18 protein-coding genes and 1 riboswitch are annotated in these 22,287 nt (G+C 50.9%); of the genes, 4 read left to right on the top strand and 14 right to left on the bottom strand.

The window, feature by feature from the left end; all coding sequences use genetic code 11:
• Positions 1-166: 166 nt before the first annotated feature.
• The 9 genes from glyS to metZ all read right to left on the bottom strand — a co-directional run bounded on the left by glyS (position 167) and on the right by metZ (position 12,557).
• Entirely contained in the window at positions 167-2,266 is a 2,100-nt protein-coding gene (glyS, locus tag IE094_RS10720) for a glycine--tRNA ligase subunit beta (protein ID WP_189640701.1), read from the bottom strand.
• Between the two features lie 2 nt (positions 2,267-2,268).
• The gene (locus IE094_RS10715; protein ID WP_189640700.1) at positions 2,269-3,117 is read right to left on the bottom strand and encodes a DUF6446 family protein; all 849 of its coding nucleotides are present in this window, start codon (positions 3,115-3,117) and stop codon (positions 2,269-2,271) included.
• Positions 3,118-3,192: 75 nt separating this feature from the next.
• On the bottom strand, positions 3,193-4,242 hold the full coding sequence (locus IE094_RS10710; protein WP_189640699.1) for an FkbM family methyltransferase: 1,050 nt from the start codon (positions 4,240-4,242) through the stop codon (positions 3,193-3,195).
• Positions 4,243-4,257: 15 nt separating this feature from the next.
• Positions 4,258-5,190: a glycine--tRNA ligase subunit alpha gene (locus IE094_RS10705; protein ID WP_189640698.1), complete on the bottom strand. Its 933-nt coding sequence runs from the start codon at positions 5,188-5,190 to the stop codon at positions 4,258-4,260.
• Between the two features lie 348 nt (positions 5,191-5,538).
• The gene (locus IE094_RS10700; RefSeq protein ID WP_189640697.1) at positions 5,539-7,191 is read right to left on the bottom strand and encodes an FAD-binding dehydrogenase; all 1,653 of its coding nucleotides are present in this window, start codon (positions 7,189-7,191) and stop codon (positions 5,539-5,541) included.
• Between the two features lie 61 nt (positions 7,192-7,252).
• The gene (locus IE094_RS10695; protein WP_189640696.1) at positions 7,253-8,677 is read right to left on the bottom strand and encodes a pyridoxal phosphate-dependent decarboxylase family protein; all 1,425 of its coding nucleotides are present in this window, start codon (positions 8,675-8,677) and stop codon (positions 7,253-7,255) included.
• Between the two features lie 2 nt (positions 8,678-8,679).
• Positions 8,680-10,128: a TrkH family potassium uptake protein gene (locus IE094_RS10690; protein ID WP_189640755.1), complete on the bottom strand. Its 1,449-nt coding sequence runs from the start codon at positions 10,126-10,128 to the stop codon at positions 8,680-8,682.
• Between the two features lie 488 nt (positions 10,129-10,616).
• Positions 10,617-11,237: a GTP cyclohydrolase I FolE gene (gene folE / locus IE094_RS10685; RefSeq protein ID WP_189640695.1), complete on the bottom strand. Its 621-nt coding sequence runs from the start codon at positions 11,235-11,237 to the stop codon at positions 10,617-10,619.
• A 141-nt stretch (positions 11,238-11,378) separates the two neighbouring features.
• The gene (gene metZ / locus IE094_RS10680) at positions 11,379-12,557 is read right to left on the bottom strand and encodes an O-succinylhomoserine sulfhydrylase (protein WP_189640694.1); all 1,179 of its coding nucleotides are present in this window, start codon (positions 12,555-12,557) and stop codon (positions 11,379-11,381) included.
• Between the two features lie 49 nt (positions 12,558-12,606).
• Positions 12,607-12,684, bottom strand: a riboswitch (SAM riboswitch).
• A 148-nt stretch (positions 12,685-12,832) separates the two neighbouring features.
• On the opposite strand from metZ, the gene IE094_RS10675 reads away from it, so the two are divergent.
• Positions 12,833-13,825 (top strand): alpha/beta hydrolase, encoded by a 993-nt coding sequence (locus IE094_RS10675; RefSeq protein ID WP_189640693.1) that lies wholly within the window; start codon positions 12,833-12,835, stop codon positions 13,823-13,825.
• Positions 13,826-13,883: 58 nt separating this feature from the next.
• A complete protein-coding gene (locus IE094_RS10670; protein ID WP_189640692.1) occupies positions 13,884-14,579 on the top strand; it encodes a glutathione S-transferase N-terminal domain-containing protein in 696 nt (231 codons plus the stop codon).
• Between the two features lie 41 nt (positions 14,580-14,620).
• Here IE094_RS10670 and IE094_RS10665 read toward each other — a convergent pair whose 3' ends face one another.
• From IE094_RS10665 to ftsY, 3 genes are read right to left on the bottom strand one after another with little or no spacing between them, the layout of a single operon-like run.
• A complete protein-coding gene (locus tag IE094_RS10665; RefSeq protein ID WP_189640691.1) occupies positions 14,621-15,235 on the bottom strand; it encodes an inner membrane-spanning protein YciB in 615 nt (204 codons plus the stop codon).
• 11 nt (positions 15,236-15,246) lie between these two features.
• Positions 15,247-16,167 (bottom strand): EamA family transporter, encoded by a 921-nt coding sequence (locus IE094_RS10660; protein ID WP_189640690.1) that lies wholly within the window; start codon positions 16,165-16,167, stop codon positions 15,247-15,249.
• Between the two features lie 42 nt (positions 16,168-16,209).
• Positions 16,210-17,847, bottom strand: a complete 1,638-nt coding sequence (ftsY, locus tag IE094_RS10655) for a signal recognition particle-docking protein FtsY (RefSeq protein ID WP_189640689.1) — start codon at positions 17,845-17,847, stop codon at positions 16,210-16,212.
• Between the two features lie 115 nt (positions 17,848-17,962).
• Here ftsY and IE094_RS10650 point away from each other — a divergent pair, with 115 nt between their 5' ends.
• Positions 17,963-18,850 (top strand): lytic transglycosylase domain-containing protein, encoded by an 888-nt coding sequence (locus IE094_RS10650; protein ID WP_189640754.1) that lies wholly within the window; start codon positions 17,963-17,965, stop codon positions 18,848-18,850.
• Here IE094_RS10650 and IE094_RS10645 read toward each other — a convergent pair.
• Together IE094_RS10645 and IE094_RS10640 are read right to left on the bottom strand one after the other, a co-directional pair.
• Positions 18,847-19,518, bottom strand: a complete 672-nt coding sequence (locus tag IE094_RS10645) for a lysoplasmalogenase (protein WP_189640688.1) — start codon at positions 19,516-19,518, stop codon at positions 18,847-18,849. The two genes, IE094_RS10650 and IE094_RS10645, sit on opposite strands and share 4 nt — an antisense overlap.
• A gap of 1 nt (position 19,519) precedes the next feature.
• Complete coding sequence (locus IE094_RS10640) at positions 19,520-21,214, bottom strand: NAD(P)H-dependent oxidoreductase subunit E (RefSeq protein ID WP_189640687.1); 1,695 nt, start codon at positions 21,212-21,214, stop codon at positions 19,520-19,522.
• 185 nt (positions 21,215-21,399) lie between these two features.
• On the opposite strand from IE094_RS10640, the gene IE094_RS10635 reads away from it, so the two are divergent.
• Positions 21,400-22,263, top strand: coding sequence for a fatty acid desaturase family protein (locus tag IE094_RS10635; RefSeq protein WP_229802250.1), 864 nt, complete (start codon positions 21,400-21,402; stop codon positions 22,261-22,263).
• Positions 22,264-22,287 lie beyond the last annotated feature (24 nt).

Below are 22,287 nucleotides of genomic sequence, written 5' to 3'. Positions count from 1 at the left end.
CAAGCAGTCTACCCACCCCCGGGTGTTAAACCCTCGCTTGATCCCTTCCTATTTCGCCCCGAAACAAGACCAAATTTGGGCACGATGGGGGCAATTGCGCGATTTTAGTTTGTTCAATTGGGCGAAGTGGCGCCACAATGGTATTGCGCCACCCCATGACGTGGCGTCACCCTTCGATCAGAGTGAAATCCGCGACCTGTGCCATGACATTGCGAATCCGATTCAACAGACACAAACGATTGCGGCGCACCATCTGGTTTTCGCTGTTGACTTGCACGGCAGTAAAGAACGCATCAATCGGTGTGCGTAACGTGGCCATGCCCTGCATCGCGGCGGCGAAATCTTCGGACTTGATCGCAGGTGCGATGGATTTGGCGGCTGTGTCCAAGGCGGCGAACAGTTCGCGTTCGGCGTTATCCTCGGCAAATTTCAAATCAGGGTCGAGCTCGTATGAAACCCCGTCTTTTTTCTCTTCTGCACTCAGGATGTTGTTGGCGCGTTTGAACCCTTGCAACAGATTTTCACCATCATCGGTTTTGATGAATGCTTGCAAAGCCTCGGCACGTTTGACCAACAGCACAAAATCATCATTGTTTGGCATCGCCAGACACGCGTCGATAATATCGTGGCTGATCCCCTTGTCGCGCAGGAACACTTTTAGGCGGTCATGGAAGAAGGAGAGGAGGTTCATATCTTTGTCCAATCCAGTATAATCATCCTCATCCTTTGGGTTAGGTCGCGGCGATCCGTGTGCAATCAAACCCCATTCGAAAATTTTCCCAAAATTCACCCGCACATCATTTTCCAAAACCAAACGAATAACACCCAATGCCGCGCGGCGCAGGGCGAATGGGTCTTTGCTGCCTGTTGGTTTTTCATCAATCGCCCAAAACCCCGTTAACGTGTCGATCTTATCGGCAAGGGCGACGGATACGGACACAGGCGATGTTGGCACATCATCATTTGGGCCAAGGGGTGAATAATGTTCAACACAGGCATCGGCGATATCTGTGCTCTGCCCTGCGGCCAGCGCATAATAGCGCCCCATGACACCTTGCAGTTCGGGAAATTCGTAAACCATTTCGGACGACAAATCCGCCTTGGCGATTTGTGCGGCTTTGATCGCTGCATCTTTATCCGCACCAACGATGGGCGCAAGTTCACCCGCAAGGGCGGCAATGCGTTCAATGCGCGCGGACTGTGTGCCCAGTTTGTTGTGAAATGTTACATTGGATAATTTCGCCGCCATGTCATCCATGGATACGCGCAAATCATTTTCCCAGAAAAATTTCGCATCCGACAGGCGCGCAAACAGAACTTTTTGGTTCCCTGCCAAAATCGTTGCACCCTGATCCGCGGTTTCACGGTTGGCCACGGTGACGAATTTTTCAATCCGACCCGTTTTTGGGTTTTTCACGCTGAAAAATTTCTGATGCTCTTTCATCGAGGTGATCAAAACCTCTGGTGGTAAGTCTTTGAAATCATCGGCAATATCGCCCATCAAAACAACGGGCCATTCAACCAGACCAGATACCTCTGCCAGCAAACCCGCGTCTTCGACCAATTCCAAACCTTGGGCGAATGCCATGTTTTTCGCATCTTCCCAAATATGTTCGCCGCGTTCCACAGGGTCCAAAACAACATATGATTTTTTCAGCTCTGCGCGGTAGTTTTCAAAATTATTCACGCTAAACCATTGTGGCGCGTGGAAACGATGCCCTGCGGTCATATTGGATGATTCAATGCCATCCACATCAAATGAAACAACTTCGTTGCCATCGTCATCGGACAGGACGCATAAAATTGAATGCAATGGGCGCACCCAGCGCAAATTGCCCGCACCCCAGCGCATGGATTTTGGCCATGGGAAATTGCGGATCACGTTTGGCACGATTTCGGCGATGATCTCGGATGCTGGGCGACCTGATTTTTCGATCACGGCGAAATACACCTGACCCTTTTTGTCGTCGCGGGTTTCCAATTGATCCTTGGTCAAACCTGTGGCGCGCAAAAATCCATCCAATGCCTTTTCAGGCGCATCGGTGCGCGGGCCTTTGCGTTCTTCGCGGGTATTTGGGGATTCCTTGAGCAATCCATCAATGGTCAATGTCAAACGACGTGGTGTGCTAAACGCAGCGGCACTGGCATAGGTGATGCCCGCATCAACCAAGGCATCGGTGACCAGCTTTTTCAGATCATCGCCAGCCTTGCGTTGCATACGCGCTGGGATTTCCTCGGAGAAAAGTTCAAGTAGTAGATCAGCCATGTTTATTCTGCCGCTTTCTGGTGCCAAGAATAGGCACGTCCATCTTCGTAAATTGCAACCAGACGATCAACGCCCGTTGTTATGTTTTTTTGTCCCATTACCGCAAGGGCAACGCCCGAATGCACATCATTCGCAACCGTTTCTGCGTTAAAACACGACAGATCAGTTGGGGTTGGTGCAACCTCTTCCACGATTTGGTATGTTTCGCTGAGGAACGCAAAGCTCATATCAACTTTGAAACAGGCCCAAAAATCATCACCCGCCGCAACGCCCATTGCGTCGGATATGGCGATATCTTCGGGTGTGCCACCAATCGGGGACAGCGCGATATTCACATCACTGGGTGTTGTGGGAATGGGTTTGGCCGCGTTCGGGTTGGGACAGCCATCAGGCAAATCCGCACCATCAAACACCGCATGACCACATTCATTAATCTGGCGCCACATATAGGCGCGCCCATCGGGGTATTGCGCGATATAGGTGTTAAACCCAAATGGCACGTTTTCATCCGACAGGATCGTCGTCGCATTATCATTGGCAATGTCATCTGCGATTTGTTTTGCATTGAAACAATCAAACCAGCGCGGTGGTTTTAATGGTGTGACCACATCCTTGAATTCATCCGTTGGAAAATAATCCCAATCGACCGTGAAACAGGCACGCATTTTTAATGGCGATGTATCTGCATCAATACCGCGATAATCGCTGACAGGGAATGCATCGCCATATGCGGTGACGGATGTAACGCCATCCACCGTTTTGTAATAGGCATAGTTTTGCGAATACCAAAGCCCAGCGCCCATTGCGCCCGCAACAGCCAAAATTCCACCAATTAACACGGTTCCACGCATGGTACTCTCCTGTTCTTGGAAATGGCAATTACTTGACTTGCCAAAGGCGTACAAGGGCGTTCCATTAACTTGTCTCTATATCCAATCCATAAACACTTTGTTTGGCGGGTATTTCGCGCTGATCGCGGTACGAATGGCAGTGTAACGATCGGCCAAATCTGTGAATATGTGTTCGTGGGTTTCAATAACGCTGCAACGGATATGATCAAACAGGGATTTTTCGAACATCATTTCCATGATGTCCAGTTCCGCGCCTTCGATATCCATTTTTAACACGGCAATTTCGCCATGTTTTGCAATTGTTTGTTCGATGATTTCAATCAGGTTAACGATTTTCACATCGCTCGCATGGGTTTCGTCATAATCCACGCGCGCATTACCATGGATCAATGTGTTTGCCTGGCTGCGTGCTTCGCTATCGGCATAATCACTACTGTGATAAAGTTTCGCACGCGTTTGGGAAATGCCAACCCCCGCTTGGATCAATGTGATATTGGGCGCATCGTCAAATCGGGATTTCATTTTCTCAACGCAATTTTCATCAGGCTCAAAGGCCGTGATTTGTGCGCCAGTTGGTTCAAAAATCGCTGTGACATCGCCGATATTTGCCCCACAATCAAAAACGATATCTTCAGGGGCAAGCAACATCGCCATACCCTTGAGCATACCATGTGATGTGGATTTGCGTTCCGTTGATTGCAATTGATGCGCCGATAATTCGCGCAGATGTGCATTTTTTTCGCGCTGCTGAGCAACCGCATCAAGACGCGCTGCACTTTGATCGCGCAATTCTTTTTGCTTGGCCATGGCGCCATCGTATGATTTGCGCAATTTGGCTAATTTTTCGGATTCTGTGGCGAGCTTGGTCTCTGCGCTTTCTAATTTTTTACGCAAATTGGCGATGTCTTTTTCGCTCGCCGTGGGTTTTTTATCAGCCTGTGTTTTGATTTGTATGCGCAGGTCTTCCAAATTTTTGCGCTGCTTAGCCAATGTATCGCGTTGCTTGTCCAACGTGCTGCGCTGTTTATCCATTGTCTCGCGCATTTGCACAATTTGCGCACGAAGCTGCGCTACCAATTCTTCTGGTTTCTTTGGGTTGTTATCGTCGCTTGTTGGTTTGGTCACACCAAAACTCCGCAGCTAGGAAACAGCGGCCGCCGCCCCGCCTGCTTCGGTTTGCACAAATGCATCTGCGCACATCTTGGCCAATGCGCGCACCCGCCCGATATAGGCTTGGCGTTCAGTCACCGAAATCACACCGCGTGCATCAAGCAGATTGAACACATGCGATGCCTTGATGCATTGATCATATGCCGGATGCGCCATGATGATGAATTTGCCTGTTTTGGGGTCCACATGGGGTGCATCCAAAATGCGGCTGCATTCGGCCTCTGCGTCTTTGAAATGTTGCAACAAAGTATCCGTATCGGCAATGTCGAAATTCCAGCGCGAATATTCCTGTTCGGTTTGTTCAAACACATCGCGGTATTTCAGCGGGATCGTGGCATCGGGATCATTGAACGGCATGTCCATCACGTGATCAACACCCAAAACATACATCGCCAAACGTTCCAGACCATAGGTCAGCTCGCCCGACACAGGTGTACAATCATGCCCACCAACCTGTTGGAAATAGGTGAACTGTGACACTTCCATACCATCGCACCACACCTCCCAGCCAAGCCCCCAAGCGCCAAGCGTCGGGCTTTCCCAATCATCCTCAACAAAACGGATGTCATGCATTTCCATATCAACGCCAATGGCAGCAAGCGAGCCAAGGTATAATTCTTGCAAATCTGGCGGGCTTGGTTTGATGATGACTTGGTATTGGTAGTAATGTTGCAATCGGTTCGGGTTTTCACCGTAGCGCCCATCGGTTGGGCGACGCGATGGTTGCACATAGGCCGCGGCCCAAGATTTATTGCCAAGTGCGCGCAGCGTTGTTGCAGGGTGAAACGTACCCGCCCCCACTTCCATGTCATAGGGCTGCATGATCGCACAACCATGCTTGGCCCAATAATCTTGAAGGCGCAAAATAATTTCTTGGAAAGAGCGCGGTTTAGCGACAGCCATTTGACAAAACCCTTGTGATAGACAGTTCAACCCTACTTAGGGAAAGGTGCGAGTTTGGTCAATTCAATCGGATCAATTTATTCGCCGATCGCTTGCGAAAGAGTTTATGCCTTCGGCGAGGATATTTTGAACATTTGGAAAAGCCGCCTTGCAAGTTGCAAGACGACCTCCATTTTGACGGCCATCGGCATCCCTGCCTGTCCCGCAGTTCAAATTTGAATCAAATTTCTTTCCATTTTGTTAAAATATCCGCGGGGTAGATGTGATGACATGCCTTGCATGACGTCACAGCAAGGGGCGGCAGCCCCTTTGATCAATATCGCGAACTGCGCGGCAGTTTCCGTTTGATTACGCGCAGCGCCCCGCTTGGCGACCGCTGAACAGGCAGCCACCTAAAAATGTACCTTCCAGTGCGTTATAGCCGTGATAACCACCGCCGCCAAATCCTGCGACCTCACCCGCCGCAAACAGCCCTTGGATAATTTCGCCGTCTTGGCCGATCACTTTCCCATCAAGATTGGTATGGATCCCCCCTAGCGATTTACGTGTGAGGATATTGAGACGCACCGCGATCAATGGCCCCGCTGATGAATCCAAAATACGATGGGGTTTTGCGGTGCGGATCAGTTTATCGCCACGGTAATTGCGCGCACCACGTATTGCGGTGACTTGGGCGTCTTTGCTAAATTCATTGTCGATTTCACGATCACGCGCCGCGATTTGGGATTGGATGTGATCAAATGCCAGCGGTATATCGGGCGTGATTTTATTCATCCCTTTGATCAGCGTTTCCAGATCATCGGCCACCACAAAATCGGCACCGTGTTTTTTAAACGCTTCCACGGGGCCAGTCGCACCTTTGCCAAGGCGTGATTTCAACACCTGTCCCCATTTGCCAGAGGTGAAATCGGGGTTTTGTTCTGATCCTGACAGCGCGAATTCTTTTTCGATGATTTTTTGAGTGAGGATAAACCAGCTATGTTCATGCCCCGTAGAAAGGATACGGCGCAATGTGCCAAGCGTGTCAAAGCCAGGGAGATATGGAGCCTCCATCCGATTGCCAAGCGCATCGAACCACATCGAGCTGGGCCCGGGTAAAATCCGAATGCCGTGATTGGGCCAGATGGGATCCCAGTTTTGCACACCTTCGGTATAATGCCACATCCGATCGGCATTGATGATCCCTGCCCCTGCACCCTGTGCGATTTCTTGCATTTGGCCGTCCACGTAATCGGGTACACCTGCAATCATGTTTTTGGGCGCTGCACCCAAACGATCTGTGGGCCAGACATGGCGCACCTTGGTGAAATCACCACCGATCCCGCCAGATGTTACGATGATGCTTTCGCCAAATGCGCGAAAATCGCCAACAACGGTGCGCGATGTGCTTTGGCCGCGTGGTGCATCCGTGGGTTCCAGTATTTCACCCGCGATGGAGCTGGCGACGCCATGGTGAACCTCCAGCGCGGTTACGCGGTGGCGAAATGCAAAGCGCAGTTTTCCTGCGTCTTTTGCCGCTTTGAGCATTGATTCAAATGGGGCAAGAACACCTGGGCCTGTGCCCCATGTCAAATGGAAGCGTGGCACAGAATTCCCGTGCCCATGCGCCATGCCACCCCCGCGTTCCGCCCAGCCGACAACGGGAAACCAGCGCATACCGATTTTATGCAGCCAGCTGCGCATTTCACCACTGGCAAAATCCAGATAAGCATCCGCAACAAGGCGTGGGTTTGCATCCTCTGTGCGGTCAAACTGTGCAGAACCTGCCCAATCCTGTGCGGCGAGCGCGACTGAATCGCGAATGCCCATGCGGCGTTGTTCGGGGGTATCGACCATGAACAGCCCACCCAGCGACCAAAATGCCTGACCACCCAACGATTGCTGGCCTTCTTGATCCAACAACAGCACCGAACGCCCGCGCGCAATGGCCTCGGTCGCGGCAACCATGCCTGCGAGCCCTGCGCCAATGATGATCACGTCAGCCTTGTATTCTTTGCTCATGTTCGCCTCCCGTTTGTGGACAGGCTAAAAGCAAAGCGAAGAGCGCACAAGTTGGATTGCGTTATGCCGCAGCCACGCTCAACATTTCGCCCAAGCGTAGAATTTCATCCACCAACAAATCCATATCAGAATTTTGCGTACGATGGTTGGTGATATTCACACGAATGGCCAATTGCCCGTTCAGTTGCGTGGTTGATGGCACCGCGATACCGCTTTCTTGGAGCTGAATCACGATTTCCTCGTTGATCGCGTCCATGTTCACATCATTGGTGACAAAGCGAAAACAGTTAATATTCAACGGCACGGGTGCGAGCATTTCCAATTTGGGTTCGCGTTCCACCCGCGCTTGTAAATACCGTGCGGTTTCAATGTTGCGATCAATGCTCGCGCCCAGTTTATCGATGCCATGTTCCACCAAATGCGCCCAAACTTTGAGCGCGCGAAAACCGCGGCTTAACTCGGGGCCATAATCAACTGCCCAAAATGCACCACCGGCAAGACCACGTTCTGTGCCGCGCAGATATTCAGGACGATCGGAAAATGAATGACGATGGGCGGATTCATCCTTGATCAGAACAATCCCAGATTCATAATTGGTTTGCAGCCATTTGTGAAAATCAAAGGCCAGTGAATCGGCGCGTGAAACCCCTGCCAATTGATCGCGCGCCAATTGGCCCACCCGTGCGGTGGCACCAAATGCGCCATCAACATGGAACCAAAGGTTTTCGCGTTTGGCGATATCGGCGATGCCATCCAGATCATCAATCGCGCCCATATTCACCGCACCCGCCGTGCCAATCACACAAAACGGTTGTAACCCATCGGCCCGATCCGCCGCGATCAGCGCGTTCAAAGCATCCAAATCCATTTCAAACGCGTCGTTGCAGGGAACCATGCGCAACGCATCGCTGCCAAGACCCAACATATCGAACGCGCGTTTCACACAAGTATGGGTTTGTTTTGATGTATATCCCACAAGGCGCGCATCCGCGATGCCACCACCGCGCACCGTTGGCAGTGCCTTGTCACGCGCAACCTTGAGCGCGATAATCGTTGCCAGTGATGTACCGGACACAACCAACCCCGATGCATCATCACCAAAGCCCATGATATCCGCACACCAACGCACGACCTGTCGTTCCACAACGGGTGCGATATGATCGCGCCCGCCGGCATTCACATTCATCGCAGCGCCAATAATATCGGCCAAAACACCGCTTGGCGCACCCGCACCATGCACCCAGCCCAAGAAACGTGGATGCGTATTACCCGCCCCGTAGGGCATGATATCGTTCATCACCTGTTCGGGGTCACTGCCCGTTCGTGGTAAATCGCGGTTAAACTGATCACGCAAATCTTGGGGCAATGGTGTCCACACCCGCCCTTGATCCGCATTTTCCATTTTTGTAATGCTCGCGTCCAACATGCGATGCGCAGTTGTGCGAAATTCGTCCCAATTGGTGGGGTCCAAATCACCCTTTACCATGGTTAACCTTTCCAAAATGTGGCGGTAAACATCACGTACACCGCCATTAGTTCCAATCGTCCGACCAACATTCCTGCCGAGAGCAACCATTTAGCGCCATCGTTCAGACCGGCGAAATTGCCGGATGGTCCTATTTCGGCCCCTAATCCTGGGCCAATATTCGCCAGCGCCGCAGCAGCCCCGGAAATTGAGGTTACGGCATCAAGCCCCGTCATGCCCAATGCGATGGACAAAACGGCTAATGACACCATAAATAGCATAAAAAACGCCATCACAGAAGAAATAACATCTTCGGATACGGGTCTGCGTTCATATCTGGGCTGAAAAATGCCACTTGGGTTGTGAATGCGTTGAATTTGGGCACGAATAGATGCGAACAACAGTTGAAAGCGGAAAATCTTGATCGAACAAGTGGTTGATCCGGCACAGCCCCCGATCAACCCGATCAGGAAAAATATCGTAATCGGAAACCCGCCCCACAGCATATAATCATCACTGGCATAGCCCGTACCTGTTAGGATCGACACGCCATTAAACAATGCCTTGCGAAATGCAAATTCGCCCGATTGCGTCACAAAGGTAAACCGCCACAGCGTCAGCATAACAACCACAACCAGAAGGGTCATTGCAAATGCACGTATTTGGCTGTCTTTGAACAGGGGTGTCACCGACCCGCCCATGAATTGCACATACCGCACAAATGGCAGCGCGGCCAAAATCATGAATGTGGCGGCAATATATTCGGTGGCGGCGCCAAGGTTGATAAAACTTGCGTCATAATTGGCAAAACCACCTGTGGCGATGGTGGTCATGGCATGGACCATCGCATCAAAAAACGATTGCCCCGCCATGGCATAGGCCACCATACAGGTCAGCGTCAGCGTGATATAAATCGATGAAATATTGCGCGCAATTTCCGCAGCACGTGGCAGAATTTTACCAAATGTGTCAAAGCCTTCGGTGCGGAAAATCTGCATACCACCAACACGCAACATGGGCAAAAACACCATGGCCATCACAACCACGCCAATGCCCCCAAACCATTGCATCAGCCCACGCCAAAACAACAATCCTTTGGGCATGGTATCAAGCCCAGTGAACACCGTGCCACCCGTGGTGGTAAGCCCTGACATTGCCTCAAAAAACGCATCGACAAATCGCGCCTCTGTTGCGCCAAAAATAAACGGTAGCGACCCAAAAAATGGCAACACCAACCACACGCCCGTGGTCAGAAAAAACGTCTGTTGAATGGTTAACCCGCCCTCGGCAGCATTGGCACAGGCCAGCGCGATGACCGCCCCCGAAATACAGGTAATAAATGCGCTAACGGCAAATGCGCCTGCATGGCCGCTTTGTGTGACGATATCCACGATCATAGGGAGCAACATCGCCGCGCCCAGCGCCACGACAAGCATCCCAATTACATAACCCGCAGGGCGAAAATCCAACATGCGCAAGGTTTGGTGGAGGGGCGGCAAACTGTCAAGATAGATAAGCGTGACACCCATCACACAATTGCACAGCAAAACCGCCCCACAAACCACCCTGTCACCCCGTCTTGCAACGGGGTTACTTGGGGTTTGCGAGGGGTTAAGTCACGCAAAGTGAATGTTGATTTGGCGGCGCCACCGTTATGATATGGCAGGACAGGGTTTCCCCCGCATCAAAACAAGGTTTCCCTTGTTGGTCTTGGGCAGTTTCCCCAAAACCAGTGATCCGTTTGTTGATGATTGATAATGTGTATGCATCCCAAAAACCCAAAATCATATTGTCGACGATGCAGTTGTACCGCCAGACTGGTTTCAATCGCGTTACACCTGCGAACGGTGATCTGACTTTATCTAAGCCACTCAAGCAAAGACCCAGCCACCGCATCGCACCAAACAGTTTGAAAACCCGTGCCAGAGGCACAGCTTATCCGCATCTAACCCAGCTTGGTCTAGTGGGGATTGCCAATTGCCGCCATAAATTCACGACGCTGATCGCGATCAGATTTGAATTCACCGCGCATGGCGGATGTCATCATGGTGACGCCGTTTTTGTTCACACCGCGTGTGCACATGCAGTGATGTTCACCTTCCAACACCACAGCAACGCCGCGCGGTTGCAATGCGGTTTCAATGGCATTGGCGATTTGTGATGTCATTTTTTCCTGCACTTGCAAGCGTTTTGCAAATGCATCCACCACACGGGCAAGTTTCGATATCCCCACAACCCGCTCGGTTGGGATATAGGCCACATGCGCCACGCCGATAATCGGGGCCATGTGGTGTTCGCAATAGCTTTCGAAACGGATGTCTTTTAGCAACACCATTTCGTCATACCCTTCGACCTCGGAAAATGTGCGTTTGAGCATATCAATCGGGTCTTCTTCATATCCACGAAACCATTCACCATATGCCTTTACCACGCGGCTGGGAGTATCCAACAACCCTTCGCGTTCGGGGTTATCCCCTGCCCAGCGCAACAATGTGCGCACGGCATCTTCGGCCTGTTGCTTGGACGGCTTTTCAACAACCATTTCGGCTGTATCGTTTTTCAATGGATCAGGATGGTTCATAGGGGTTTCCTTTCGGTCTAGTGCCCTTGATGCAATTTATATAGGTGCTTTGATTGAAAGTTACCAGTAAAACTGCCTTGAACGCGACGCAATGGGCGCACTCAAGGACAATCTTCCAGTAATTTCAGATGCTTTGGAACATTACACCTTTTCGAGAGCACCGATTAGATCGGCGATCAGATCATCTGTGTCCTCGATCCCAACGGACAGGCGGATCATGCCATCTGTGATCCCTGCCTCGGCGCGGGCGTCATCGGTCAGGTTTTTATGGGTTGTTGTCACGGGATGTGTAACCAGGCTTTTGGCGTCACCAAGGTTGTTGGAAATGGTGAATACTTCCAACGCGTTGAGCAGTTTAAATGCCGCCGCTTTGCCGCCCGTAACCTCGAACGCGACAACTGTACCACCTGCGGTCATTTGGCGGCGCGCCAGTTCGTGCTGTGGATGGGTTTCATCGGTGGGATAGATCACGGATGTAAGTTTTTTGTGACCTTTTAGTGCATCCACAATTGCCACTGCGGATTTTGCCTGTGCTTCGCAACGTAGAACCAGTGTTTCCAACCCCTTGAGCATGACCCAAGCGGTGAATGGGCTCATTGCGGGGCCTGTGTGTTTGTTGAACGGGATAAATGTGTCTTGGATGAATTCCTTGGTTCCCAAGACAATCCCGCCCAAACAGCGTCCCTGCCCGTCGATATGTTTGGTGGCGGAATACACCACCACATCCGCGCCCAGTTCCAGCGTGCGTTGGAATACTGGAGTGGCAAATACGTTATCAACAACCAATTGCGCACCGCCATCATGGGCGATTTTGGCAACCCCTGCGATATCGATCACTTGCAATGTGGGATTTGAAATCGCCTCGCAAAAACAAACCTTGGTATTTGGTTGCATCGCGGCGGCCCAAGCATCCAGATCGGTGCCATCAACCAATGTGACCTCGATCCCCCAGCGGCGCAGGATATCATCAATCACAAACAGGCATGAACCAAACAATGCCTTGGATGATACAACATGATCACCCGCACGTAACATGGAAAACAATGTGCCAGACACGGCGGCCATGCCCGATGCGGTGGCAAATGCATCCTCTGCGCCCTCTAGTGCGGCAAGGCGTTCTTCGAACATGCGCACGGTTGGGTTTGCGTAACGTGCATAAATGTAATCATCTGGCCCGCTTTCGATAAAACGTGCTTCGGCATCCTCGGCAGTGTCATACACAAACCCTTGGGTCAGAAAAATCGCCTCTGACAATTCGCCAAATTGGCTGCGCTTGGCACCTGCGTGTACCAATTTTGTTTTTTCTTTCCAGTGTTCCATATTCATATCCTTTGGGCGCTGCCCACAAAAAAACCCCAACCAAAGTCGGGGTTATCGCGCCTCGACCTCTTTAGCGGCATGTTTAACGTGGCCCACAATCCGGTTACAAATCGCCACACAGGCTACATACGCCCAAGTTTGGTTAGACGTCAAGAAGCGTGGGAAAATTTGCAGAAAATTTGATCGGTTCATCAAACTGAAACGCTATGTTTACGGTTTTGTTGTTTTTGGCTGTTATGAAACACATAACGATAAAACAAGATACGAGCAGTCCAATGTCTGTCTTTCGTGTGAACTCCTTGGATGGGCGTTTGTTTCACCCTGATTTGCCCGCGCGCGATGTGGCGACGTTGCTGGGCGAAAATTTGAAATCCGTGCCCGATGATGCGCCGATCATAATCATGGTGCATGGGTATAAATTTTCCCCCCTTGCCCATGCGAATAATCCCCATCGCACCATTTTTGCCCGCCATGTTGATCGCAAACATTGGAAAATCCGATCCTGGCCGCGCCAAATGGGTGTGGCGCAATATGATAATCGCGGTGGGTTGGCCATTGGGTTTGCTTGGCATGCCCGATCAGATTCGTTTTTGGCACGCACCGCTGTTCACCAAGTGTATGACCGCGCCGAAACCGAGGGTGCACAATTGGCGCGATTAATTAATCTTCTCCATGATATTGCCCCCAACCGCAAAATCGACATCATGGCGCATTCGATGGGGGCGCGGGTTGTGTTGCAATCCTTGCGCCATATTTTTCATCAAAATTTGGGACGGGTTGTGATGATGGGGGGCGCTGAATTTGGCGCGGTGGCGCTGGCCGCATTGCAATACCCCGCCGCGCGCGCGGCCAAATTTTACAACATTACCGCGCGGCAAAATGATTTTTACGATTTGCTGTTTGAACGGTTCGCACCCAGTCCCGGCCCCGCCAATCGCGCATTAGGAATGGATTTTCCGTTTCGCCGTTCCAATTGGGTGAACATTCAAATTGATTGTCCAAAGGTTTTGCAAAACCTGCGCATGATGGGCATTCGCATGGCGCACCCCACGGCTGGGTTTTGCCATTGGTCGTTTTACACACGCGACGGTGTATTTGGATTGTATCACGCAATTTTTCGGCGCGAGGCTGGGTTTACTCCCGCGGAATTGACCCATCGGTTGGGCAACGTCGATCAACCGCGCAAGGTGGGTGCGGTATTCAACCTGTCTTATATTTCATTCACATGGCTGCGAGGATTATCATATCGCCGCCGTGCTGGATTGTAGTGCGGGGTTGTAATACGCGTATAATCTGCAATTGTTTTCACAAACTGAGGACACGCGTATGACAAAACCCATTGATCTGTATTTTTGGCCAACTCCAAACGGTTGGAAAATCGCCATCGCACTGGAAGAAATGGGATTGGATTACAATCTGAACCTTGTGGATATTGGTGCGGGTGATCAATTCAAACCAGAATTTCTGGCGATTTCCCCCAATAACCGCATGCCTGCGATTGTGGATCATGATGGCCCTGACGGTGAAACGATTTCGATTTTTGAGTCAGGTGCGATTTTACAATATCTGGCGCGTAAAACGGGCAAGTTTTACGGCACATCACCGCGCCAAGCGATTGAAATTGATCAATGGTTAATGTGGCAAATGGGTGGTCTTGGCCCCATGGCAGGACAGGCGCATCATTTTCTGGCCTATGCACCGAATTTGGAACCACCACAGGTGATCCCCTATGCCCAAGATCGCTATCGCAGCGAGGTTGCACGCCTTTATGGTGTTTTGGAAAAACAACTGGCGGGGCGCGATTATATTTGCGGTGAATTTTCGATTGCGGATATGGCCGTGTGGCCATGGGCAAGCCTGTGGGAACGCCAAGAACAGGATTTAACACAATTTCCCAATATGGCCGCGTGGATTGATCGTTGCGTCGCGCGCGATGGCGTTGCACGTGGGCGAGCATTGGCGGCGGAAAAGCGTAAAACGCTGGGGGATAAATCCGCCCAGAAGAACCTGTTTAGAAAGTAGTTACACCAATGATGCAGACGACGCTGTATCAGGCGCGCTGGTTATGCAGCGTCCGTGTCGTCGTCTTGCGCGATACCATATTTCGCTAACAAACCTGATTGCGTCATCATAAAGATAAACAGCGCAGCCGTCAGACCAAAGGTTTTGAAATTCACCCATGCCTCTGTTGACATGGTGCGCCAGACAACTTCGTTTGCGATGGCAAGGGCAAAGAAAAACGCGGTCATGCGTTTGGTCAGGATCATCCAACCCGCATCAACCATCGGCAATGCCTGTTCCATGACGACCTTTAGATATGATTGCCCACGCAATAGGCCAAAGCCCAACAAACCACCAAAGATCAGATAGATCAGTGTCGGTTTCATTTTAAAGAACCGCTCGTCATTAAACCAAATGCCAAGCCCACCGAACACCAAAACCAACACGGCGGTAACGATTTGCATTTTGGATAATTCACCCGTGAGTTTCCACAAGATCCCCGTTGAAATCAGCAAGACTGGAATGAACAGCGCGGTTGCGGCGATGAAGCCTTTGTATGCCGTTCCCGCAACAATAAATTCACGATCCTTTAGCAAAACGAACGCGACGAAAAACAGGATGACTGGCCCCATTTCCAACGCAGTTTTCACCAAGGGGCTGACGTTTTTATTGCTCATCTCATTATCCTTTAGCCGCCAAATTCAACCAACACCGCGCCCATCGCGATTAATCCCATGAATATGGCACGGGTTACACCTACGGTTTCTTTGAGGAAAAGCCAACCAATCAGCGCTGCAAATATTGGTGATGTCTCGCGAAGCACCGCCGCTTCGCCAACTTTGTCCAGGCGAGTGGCCAACATCACCGCGCCAAAACTGAAATAGGCAACGATCCCGCCGATCAATCCACGCATCATCAAGGGTGCCACATCGGGGCGGTTTTCCATGCCCCGCCAACGCAATGCGGCGACCCATGGGAACACCGACAACCCATCAATGAAAAAGAACCACGCAAGGAATGTAAACGGATTCAACGTGGCGCGAATGCCATACGCATCATAGGTGGTATAGGCCGCCACCATGAACCCAGCCGCCACCGCCCAAGCAAGGGCAAGTTTCAATTCATCGCTTTCCAGCTTGATACCACTGCGCTTGGCCCGTTTCAGGTTCAGCCGCGCCAGCATCAAGATCGATACAGTCAGCAAAACAACCCCTGCCCATTGTACCGCGCCAAAATGTTCGCCAAACACGACGCCCGCCGCCAAAACGGTGAACAACGGGCCAAGTCCGCGCACCACGGGGTAGACAACTGTATATGCACCGTGGCTATAGGCCATGCCTTGGGTGACTTTGTAAATCACGTGCAACACGAACATACCGATGAATATCAGCCACATATGGGGTTCGGGCCATGGGACCATAAATAATGCAATCGGTGCAGCGATTATGCCATAGCAAAAATCCATCGCACCGCGCATGATCCAAGGATCATATTTACCCTTTTGCAGCGCGCCAAAAATGGCGTGCATTACGGCCGCAAACAACGCCAAACCCAGTGCAACATTACTGCCCGCAGGGGTGTTTGCGATGCTGATGATCCAATCGCTCATGAATAACCTATTGCAATTGTTTCAATGTCTTATGGAGCAAAGTTATTTTTCCAGACCTGTCAGTGCGCGGGCAAATTCATCAGGATCAAACGCTTGCAGATCGTCAATCTGTTCACCCACCCCAATCGCATGAATGGGCAGGCCAAATTTATCCGCCAAGGCCACCAGAACACCGCCCTTGGCGGTGCCATCCAGTTTGGTCATAACAAGCCCTGAAACATCGGAAATTTTCTGAAACACATCCACTTGGTTAAGGGCGTTTTGCCCTGTTGTCGCATCCAAAACCAACAATGTGTTATGGGGCGCATCGGGGTCTTTCTTGCGGATCACACGCACAATTTTGGCCAATTCTTCCATCAAATCCTGACGGTTTTGCAACCGCCCTGCCGTGTCGATCATCAACAGATCGGCGCCATCGCGTTCTGCCTGTTCCATGGCATCAAATGCCAATGAAGCGGGATCGGACCCTTCAGGTGCGGTTAACACGGGTACCCCTGCGCGATCGCCCCAGACCTGTAATTGTTCCACTGCGGCGGCGCGAAATGTGTCCCCTGCCGCGATGACCACGGATTTACCTGCCGCTTTGAATTGGGAAGCCAGCTTACCAATGGTGGTGGTCTTGCCAGACCCGTTCACACCCACCACCAAAACCACTTGTGGTTTTTTCGCATATAGCGGCATCGGTTTGGCAACAGGTTCCATGATGCGCGATACTTCTGTAGCCAGTAAATCTTTGATCTCTGCGACGCTCAACTTTTTGCCAAACCTCCCTTCGGCCATATTGGCGGAGACGCGCAGCGCAGTATCAACGCCCATATCAGCGCTGATCAACAATTCCTCAAGGCTTTCAAGCATTGCGTCATCAAGTGTGCGGCGCACGACCTTTGTTTCAGAGCGCCCAAGAACACGATTCAGGATACCCTTGTTTTCAACAACCTCTTGCGCATCATCCGCGAGCAGCCCTTCTGATGTATCCAATGGACGTACGGGCGTTTCTGTTATTGGCGCGGGTTTTGTTTCTGGCACAACAACAGGTTCGGTTTTTGGCGTGGGGTGCTCAACTTTGGGTTCAGGTTTGGGACCTGTTTTTTCGACCTTTGGCGTGGGCTCTGGCGCTGGTGGCGCGGCCTTTGGCTCTGTTTTGGGTTGGGAAACGGGTGTTTCTACCTTTGGTGTCGGTGCAACCTCTGGTTCTGGTGTTGGCTTAGCTTCATCACCACCACGCCCCAACATACGCCCCAAAAGCCCTGTTTTTTTAGCAGGCTTTTCTGGCTCCGGTGTTGGTTCAGGTTCAGGAGCTGGCTCAGGCTCAGGCTCAGGCTCAGGCTCAGGCTCAGGCTCAGGCTCAGGCGAGATGATCTCTTGTTCAAGATCTTCAAGGTTTTCTTCGATCTGATCGAGCTGATTTTCAAGGCTATCTTCGATGCTATCCTCGGGTTCGACCCAAGGTTCTTGTTCTTCGGCCAATGAGGCATCTTCGGCACTAACGCTATCTATTTCTGCCTGAAGTGCCTCAAATTCGGCTTCGGATTCCACTTGTTGATTACTTGCTTGTCCCGCATCAAGTGTTTCTTCGGCAACCTCTTCTTCGCCGCCATCCTCGACAATGGCATCAAGCCCCTCTTCAAGTTTGGAAGACGAATTGAACAGCTTGGTTTTAAGTTTTTTGAAGAAAGACATATATGCGGGCTCCAATTTCCTTTACCCCACCTAATATGCATCAACAAAAGATGGAAGAGCCATCGTTACTTTGATTTCATCTATGCAATCGCAAAGCAGCGGGTTAAACGATCACATGCGTGTGTTTGTCATGATCTTTTTGCTGTTGTTAAGCGGTTTTTTCGCGCCCGCTTTCGCACAAGACACGGGCGATACAATCCAATGTTCCAGCGATAAATACGGCGCACCCGTTTGCATTACACCCGCGCAATTTGAAACCGACGTTTGCGGTGCGATTGAAACGCTAGCCACACGCCACGGCGTGAACCCCCATTTTTTCGCGCGACTGATTTGGCAAGAAAGCCGATTTAACCCCAACGCCCGCAGCCCCGCCAACGCCCAAGGGATTGCACAGTTCATCCCAACCACTGCAAAAATTCGCGGGCTGGAAAACCCGTGGAACCCTGCCGAAGCATTGGATGAATCCGCGCGCTACATGGGGCGGTTGGTGCGTGGATTTGGAAACGAAGGATTGGCCGCGGCTGCATATAATGCGGGTGAATTGCGCGCACGATCATTTATGGCGGGTGATACAGGTTTGCCCAATGAAACATGGAACTATGTTCAGATCATCACCAATATCAGCGCAAAAATTTGGCGTGACAATCCGCCCGAAAATCCTGATTTTCGCCTGAGCGGTGATTTACCGTTTCTGCCCGCCTGTTTTAATCTGGCGGAAAAACGGGTTTATACAAAGTACAAGGCCCTGCCACAGTATAAACCATGGGGTGTGCAATTGGCCGCGGGCAACAGCCAACGCGCCGCCGCCGCGGCCTATCGGCGCCGTGCGCTATCTTGCAAGGCATTGTTGCGCCCCAAATCAGTTGATTACATTTACAAACGCATGGCGGGCACGCGGCGCGTTTATACCGCTCGCATTGGATTTGATGATCGCCGCGCGGCAGCTGCGTTTTGTTCCAAGCTGAAATCAAGTGGCTGTGTCTGTGCGGTTTATCGCAACTAGGCCACCGCGATGCGATAGGCGTATATGACACCAAAGGTGAGAAAAAACTGTGCGCCCCAATAGGTTGCCCAAACAATGAATGGTGTGAACACGCGCCAAAAACTGTCTTTGCCAAGAACAAATTTTTCCAACGCCAAAACAATGTCGGATGCCATGAATAACCCAACGCCCAATATGATCGTGGCGCGATCAAGCCCTAAAAATTTCAATGATGTCATGCCCATCAGGCAAATTATAATGACATAGCCCGTCACGGGAATTTTTAATTCACCCGTGCGCCGCCACAAGATTACCCCCATCAATGCGCCAATGGCGATAATCGCGGCCAGTAATTTCAGCCCCAGCCCATCGCCAATCACATCAAACAACGGTAATGGATGGGTGATAAACAATGCAGCGTAAAACAGATGGCCAAGTGCGAATGCCCCCACACCCATCAGAAAGTTTTTATCGCCATCGCGTGACAGCAAATAATCACCCGCCGCACAAAGCCCAAGGCCGATAATGAACAGAATTGGTGACTTCGTCAAAATTGCAAAGATAAGCAAAAACAAAATACTAGACGTTTTTGTTAATGTTTTTCCAAACGAATTGTCGCGATAACAAAAGAACAACAACTGGATAACCGCAAGCAATGCGGATATGCCGATTAGGATGGTGATATCCATGTTAAATCTCGTCGGCGAAGTGTTTCATCACCATACGAATGGGGTTTGGCGCGGCCTGTCCCAGCCCACAAATGGATGCATCCACCATCGCAGTGGATAATTCTTCTAGCAATCCTTGATCCCAGTGATCAGCCTGCATCAATTTTACGGCCTTTTCACAACCCACGCGACACGGCGTGCATTGGCCACAGGATTCATCCTCGAAAAAACGCAGCATATTTAGTGCTGCCGCGCGTGCGCTGTCTTGGTCAGATAAAACCACAACTGCGGCGGAACCGATGAATGTATCGTATTCTTGCAATGTGTCGAAATCGAGCGGGATGTCATCCATACTGGCGGGCAGCAATCCAGATGATGGGCCACCTGGTTGGTATGCTTTGAATTCTTGCCCATCGGCCATGCCACCACAATAATCATCGATCAATTCGCGGATGGTCACGCCCGCTGGCGCGATTTTCACACCTGGATGGCGCACCCGCCCCGATACGGAATAGCTGCGCATACCTTTGCGTCCATTCACACCGTGCGCACCGAATATATCGCCGCCATGGCGTGCGATTTTGCAAATCCAATACAGCGTTTCAACATTATGCACCAATGTGGGTTGGTTAAATATCCCGACCGATGCCACGAATGGTGGGCGATGGCGGGGCATTCCGCGCTTTCCTTCAATGCTTTCGATCATGGCGGATTCTTCGCCGCAGATATATGCCCCCGCCCCACGGCGCAGATCAATATATCCTGCATCAACAATACCCGCTGATTCCAGCTTGGCAATTTCAACGCGCAACAATTCCAACACGGCGGGATATTCATCGCGCATGTAGATGAAACATTTTTCCGCCTCTACCGCCCAAGCAGCAATTAACATGCCCTCAAGAAACACATGGGGTTCGCGTTCCAAAAAATAGCGATCTTTGAATGTGCCAGGCTCGCCCTCGTCACCATTCACCGCCAAATAACGCGGGCCTTTGTTCATACGTACGAATGACCATTTTTTGCCTGACGGGAACCCTGCGCCCCCCATACCACGCAGACCACTTTCAAGCACTTCGTCTTGCAGGGTGTTTGGCGTTTTCGATCCACCGCGCAGCGCTTCCAGTTCGCGATAACCACCATCGTCGCGGTAATTTTCAAACATTTCATAATCTGGGATATGGGCGTGGGTATCACCCGCATCAATTGCCGCGGCGACCCTGCCCAAATCGGCGTGATCAATGTGATTATGGCCAATTTCCAAGGTTGGCGCCGTGTCACAGCGCCCCATGCAAGGCGCACGTAACACACGCACCGCACCCTTGCCGTTGTATTTCGTGGCCAAATTGCGCAGCAATTGTTCTGACCCTGCCAATTCACAAGACAAGCTGTCACAAACGCGGATGGTTAATGCGGGTGGTGCTGCTTCGCCCTCTTTGACGATATCAAAATGGGCGTAAAAACTCGCGACTTCATACACTTCTGTTTGCGAGAGTTTCATCATTTCCGCCAATGCCGCCAGATGCGGTGCGGACAAATGACCGTAGGTATCTTGGATCACATGCAGATGTTCGATCAACAAATCGGCGCGCATTTCGCGCCCCGCCAGCAAGGATTGCATTTCGTTAAGCACATCTTCGGTGACTTGGCGACCCTTGGGGGTTTTGCGCCCCTTGCCCTTGCCCGATTTCCAAACGCCTTTTTTGTCGTCCAATGCCATGTGAAATCCCTATTGATGTTACCCAACGCTATAGCGGGAATTGAGCAGGTGCAACCATGACAAAAACGACTTTAATCAGATTTTATACGGTTTCTGGGCATGGTTTACCCAAAATTCATCGCATTGCTTTAATCAATGGATGATGAAGTTCAACTAACCTTGGAAATCGATTGCGACATTCGACAATGATCCGTGGTACAAATGCTCGCCATGCCGAGATATGCTGGTCGCAAATCGCGTGGTGTATCACATTGGTGCTGCTACATTTTTGGCTGATATTTATGGCGCTGATTGTTTGTCGGGCATTGCCATTGATGGCGGCCCCGTTGGGATTATTCGTGTTTGCCGTGTTTTTTGCGCGCGTCAGTTTTGCCAATGCGAAATATTTGGTTCACCATTCAAACAGATATTTTCACCAACTGGGCGCATTGGTTTATGCCAGTCTTTTATTTGGGCACCGCGCAAGTTCGGAAATTTTGGTGCATCACATCCATTTGGCAACACCCCACGATCCCAACACGGCAAAACTAGGTGAAAATATTTATCAATTCGTTATCCCCGCTTGGGTTGGATCATATATGGCCGGGTTGCGCGGCGAAAATAAGCGGCGCATGGCGTTTAATCGTGGTCAGGTGGATCAAATTCATCCATATCTAAAATATTGGTTGGTGCCGTTGGTGATCGGTATTTTGATATATCAACTAATGGATGGTGGCGCCCTGGTTATGTACATCACACTGTCTGTTTTGACACAGCTTTTAACGCTGCTTTGCGATTACGTACAACATTACGGTTTGTCGCGTGATCGCGATCATTTCAAACGATATTTACCGGTTGAGCAACAACATCATTGGGTTGCGCCGTGTTGGATGACGATTTGCATTGATGCGCATAGTGACGGATCACCTTCGCCCCATCACCTAAGAAATCAATCACCACATTTACCATTCACAATGCTGACAATGATGTTCATTTGCCTGTTCCCGCGTTGGTTTCAACCCCTGATGCAACCCCGATTGCGTGATTGGCAACGGATGAAACGTAGTTGAACCAATAATTGCGCCTATGTTCCA

Origin of the sequence: Paramylibacter ulvae, from assembly GCF_014652655.1 — a bacterium.
GTDB classification, from domain to species: domain Bacteria; phylum Pseudomonadota; class Alphaproteobacteria; order Rhodobacterales; family Rhodobacteraceae; genus Amylibacter; species Amylibacter ulvae.
This window is presented reverse-complemented; position numbering and strand designations above follow the sequence as displayed.